Origin of the sequence: uncultured Mycobacterium sp., from assembly GCF_964249325.1 — a bacterium.
Classification (GTDB): domain Bacteria; phylum Actinomycetota; class Actinomycetes; order Mycobacteriales; family Mycobacteriaceae; genus Mycobacterium.
This window is the reverse complement of record NZ_CAXUCH010000358.1, coordinates 1-3,132: the sequence shown is the minus strand read 5'-3', so window position 1 is coordinate 3,132 and position 3,132 is coordinate 1. Positions and strand designations below refer to the sequence as shown.

General features: G+C 65.6%; 4 protein-coding genes. All 4 read right to left on the bottom strand.

Annotated features, from left to right (window positions below):
* Positions 1-22: 22 nt before the first annotated feature.
* Positions 23-1,285 carry a MaoC family dehydratase N-terminal domain-containing protein gene (locus ACFE99_RS24365; protein WP_375489348.1) on the bottom strand — a complete coding sequence of 421 codons (1,263 nt, stop codon included), beginning with the start codon at positions 1,283-1,285 and terminating at the stop codon, positions 23-25.
* Positions 1,282-2,061: an acyl-CoA dehydrogenase family protein gene (locus ACFE99_RS24360; RefSeq protein ID WP_375489346.1), complete on the bottom strand. Its 780-nt coding sequence runs from the start codon at positions 2,059-2,061 to the stop codon at positions 1,282-1,284. The genes ACFE99_RS24365 and ACFE99_RS24360 overlap by 4 nt, the downstream gene beginning before the upstream one ends.
* 28 nt (positions 2,062-2,089) lie before the next feature.
* Positions 2,090-2,446, bottom strand: a complete 357-nt coding sequence (locus ACFE99_RS24355) for an acyl-CoA dehydrogenase family protein (RefSeq protein WP_375489344.1) — start codon at positions 2,444-2,446, stop codon at positions 2,090-2,092.
* On the bottom strand, positions 2,443-3,132 hold a 690-nt coding region (locus ACFE99_RS24350), incomplete at its 5' end, for an acyl-CoA dehydrogenase family protein (RefSeq protein ID WP_375489342.1). The genes ACFE99_RS24350 and ACFE99_RS24355, both read right to left, overlap by 4 nt.

The following is a 3,132-nucleotide window of genomic DNA, read 5'->3' as shown; positions in this document are numbered from 1 at the left end:
GAGATGGCAGTGCACGCCAGGTTCAGCCATGTGCCGTGCCTTTCGACAGCTCTGCGTGCCGCTGAAACATCCTGATCGCGTCGCGCTGCAGTTCGCGCGGCGGCTCGGGCAGCATGGCCGGGCCGTGCCGGCGGCTGGGCAGCGACACGGTCGCATCGGCCAGCGCCGTGGTCTCACCGCGCTGGTTGTGCACCTCGACGGCGACGTCGACCAGCGTCATGCCGTCTTCCTCTCGTTTACCCTCAACCCTGCCGGTGAGGTACTGGATATCGCCGTGGTAGTTGAACTTTCGGATCTCGTCATGCTGGCGGATGATGAAGCCGTCGTCGCCCATCCAGTCGGTGACGAAGTGGTGAATCCAGCATTCACGCAAAACCCCGTAGTCATAGGCGCGTGGGTTGCCGATCGCCTTGGCCCACTCGGAGTCCCAGTGCACCCGCTGAGCCACGTCGGGCACACCGTATTCGTTGTTGATGTAAAACGCCGGGATGCGCTGCCGGTTTTTCCAGGCCAGCCGACCGGTTTTCAACCCGTACGGCACGAAGCCATATCCGCCGGCGTGAAAGACGATCATGTCGGTCGTCGTCAGCGGGCCTTTAACCATCTGCCCCAACTCGTCACCGATGTTGACGTCTTCGAAATAACGTGGCTGCGCGCCGCGCACCTTCTCGGCCGCATAGATCTCGTCGAGTGCGGCGATATCGGCGGCGGTGTAGGCCGGCTCGGCGATCGAGGCGTATTTGCCTTTGTCGCGTGCCTTTTTGCGTTCGGTGTAGATCACCAGGGTGCGGTAGACCCCGACGACTTCCCCGCGTTGGTTGACCTTGACGTCGCGCAGCACGCGGATCACCGACTTGCCCGCGAACTGTGACGGCTTTACCTCCACCGATTCCAGGCCCGAGAAGCTGTAGAGCGTGTCGCCGGGATAGATGGGCCGAAACCATTCCCAGCTACCGCCGGAGACGAACGCGTGGATCCCGCGGTAGCTACCGCCGCGCAACTCTTTAGGCAGCTTGTCCCCGCGCAGCGGCGCGTTGAGCACGGCGGCCATGATCTGCGGCGCGATCTGGGTGCCCCACCGCGTGCTTGGCCCATAGCCGGGGTCGGTGTAGAGGGGGTTGTCGTCGCCATATCCGTTGGCGAAGTTGCGCATGGCCTCCGGTGTTGCCGTGGAGATCAGCTCCTGGTTGCGTGATGCCGCCAGGACACCGACCGCCGCGCGGTCTTTGCGGAGATCCTCTTCGTCGATGGTGGCGGCCGTTGCCGCCTCGAAGGTTTGGGTCATGTCGGGCTCCTCATGTCGGCCAACGATGGGTCTCGGGGTAGCCCGAGGACTTGTTCGGCGATGGTGTTGCGTTGGATTTCGGCGGTTCCCGCGCCGATTGTCGAGGCGCGCGTGGTCAAAAAGCCGCGCACCCAGCGGCCTTTCTGGATCGAGTGGCGGTCTGCCGGATCGAGCATCGACGCCGCGCCGATGATGTCGATGGCGAGCTCATGCAGGCGTTTCTCGAACTCCGCCAGCATCAGCCTGCCGATCGAGGACACCGGACCGGGTTCGTTGCCGTCGAGCACGCTCGCCAGGGTGCGCATGTTGTTGAGCGTGATCAGCCGTACCTCCACTTCGATCCCGGCAAGTCGCTGACGCATCGCCGGATCGGTGTTGCGGCCGCAGTCTCGCGCCAACTGGTGCAGTTCGTCGACGATGCGGCGGTACCGCATCGCCTGGGCGACACCGGCCGTCGAACGTTCATGACCGAGGCTGGTGCGAGCGATGGCCCAGCCCTCGTTTTCGGCGCCGACGAGGTTGCGCACCGGCACCTGCACGTCGTCGAGGAAGATCTCGCAGAACGACGAGCCGCCGGTCATGTCGCGCAGCGGTCGCACGGTGACGCCCACGCAGGACAAATCGATGAGCAGATAGGAGATTCCGTGTTGGCGCGACTCGGGTGTCCCGGTGCGTACCAGTGCGAACATCCAATCAGCGTGTCGCGCGTTCGTGGTCCACATCTTGTGGCCGGACACCACGTACTGATCGCCCACCCGCTTCGCGCGGGTACGCAACGCGGGCAGGTCCGAACCCGCTTCGGGTTCAGAAAAGCCTTGGGCCCAAATGATCTCGCCGCGCAACCCGGGCCGCAGGAAGCGGTGGCGCTTGCTCGTCGGTGCCGTGTTTGATGATCGTCGGGCCCACCACGAATATTCCCGGCCCCGGATGCGCCGGGCGGCGCACTTTGGCGAACTCCTCGTGGTAGATGACCTGGTCGTGCAGCGACAGCTCCATGCCGCCCCAGCGCTTGGGCCACGACGGCGCCGCAAAGCCCTCGTCAACCAGCAAGCCCGCCCAGGCGCGCTGATATGCCAGTCGCCCGGCGGGGTCCTTGGGCGGCGGCCCTGGATCATGTGCCCGCAGGAATGCGGCCAGCCGGGCGCGGAAATCCGGGTTCACGACAGCGCATCCAGGCGCTTGAGTACTTCGCGGGTCACCAGTGCGCGCCGCAGATGCAGATGGATGCCGACCTCCCAGGAATATCCGATGGCGCCGTGCAGGTGGATTGCGTTGTCGAACAAGTCGATTGCCGAGCGGGCCACCCAGCGGGCGGCCGCCGCGACGTCGGCTGCTGCGCTGTCCAAACCGCAGTCACAGTTGATCGCCGCGAACTGCACTGCGGCGCGGGCTCTTTCCACCGTGACGTACATGTCGGCCAGGCGATGCTTGACCGCCTGGAAACTGCCGATGCTGCGGCCGAACTGATGGCGCTCCCGCACGTAGTCGATGGTTGCGCTCAGCACCGCCTGCATACCGCCGACGAGCTCGCCGGCCATCAAGACCGCCACATCCCGGCGGGCGGCGTCGATCGCGGCGTCGCCTACCGGCACGACCTCGACCGGTCGCAGCCCATCGAGCTGATAGAGCGCAGTGGGCCGTGACGGATCGACGTCGCGGGGTTGCGTGCCCGGCGGAAGGTCCTCGCGGGCCAGCAGCACCACCGCCGAAGCGTCGTCGCTGCGTGCCGGCGCGGCGACCAAATCAGTGAATGCATGGTCGAACACCTGCAGCGCACCGCTGATCGTTCGGCACAGCCTGAGCGAGTTGAAGGGCGCGAACTGCACGACACGCGAGCCGTCCAGCAG

Excerpts from the sequence above, each read along its gene's own strand:
- ACFE99_RS24365 (WP_375489348.1), bottom strand. The coding sequence starts at position 1,285 with ATGACCCAAACCTTCGAGGCGGCAACGGCCGCCACCATCGACGAAGAG.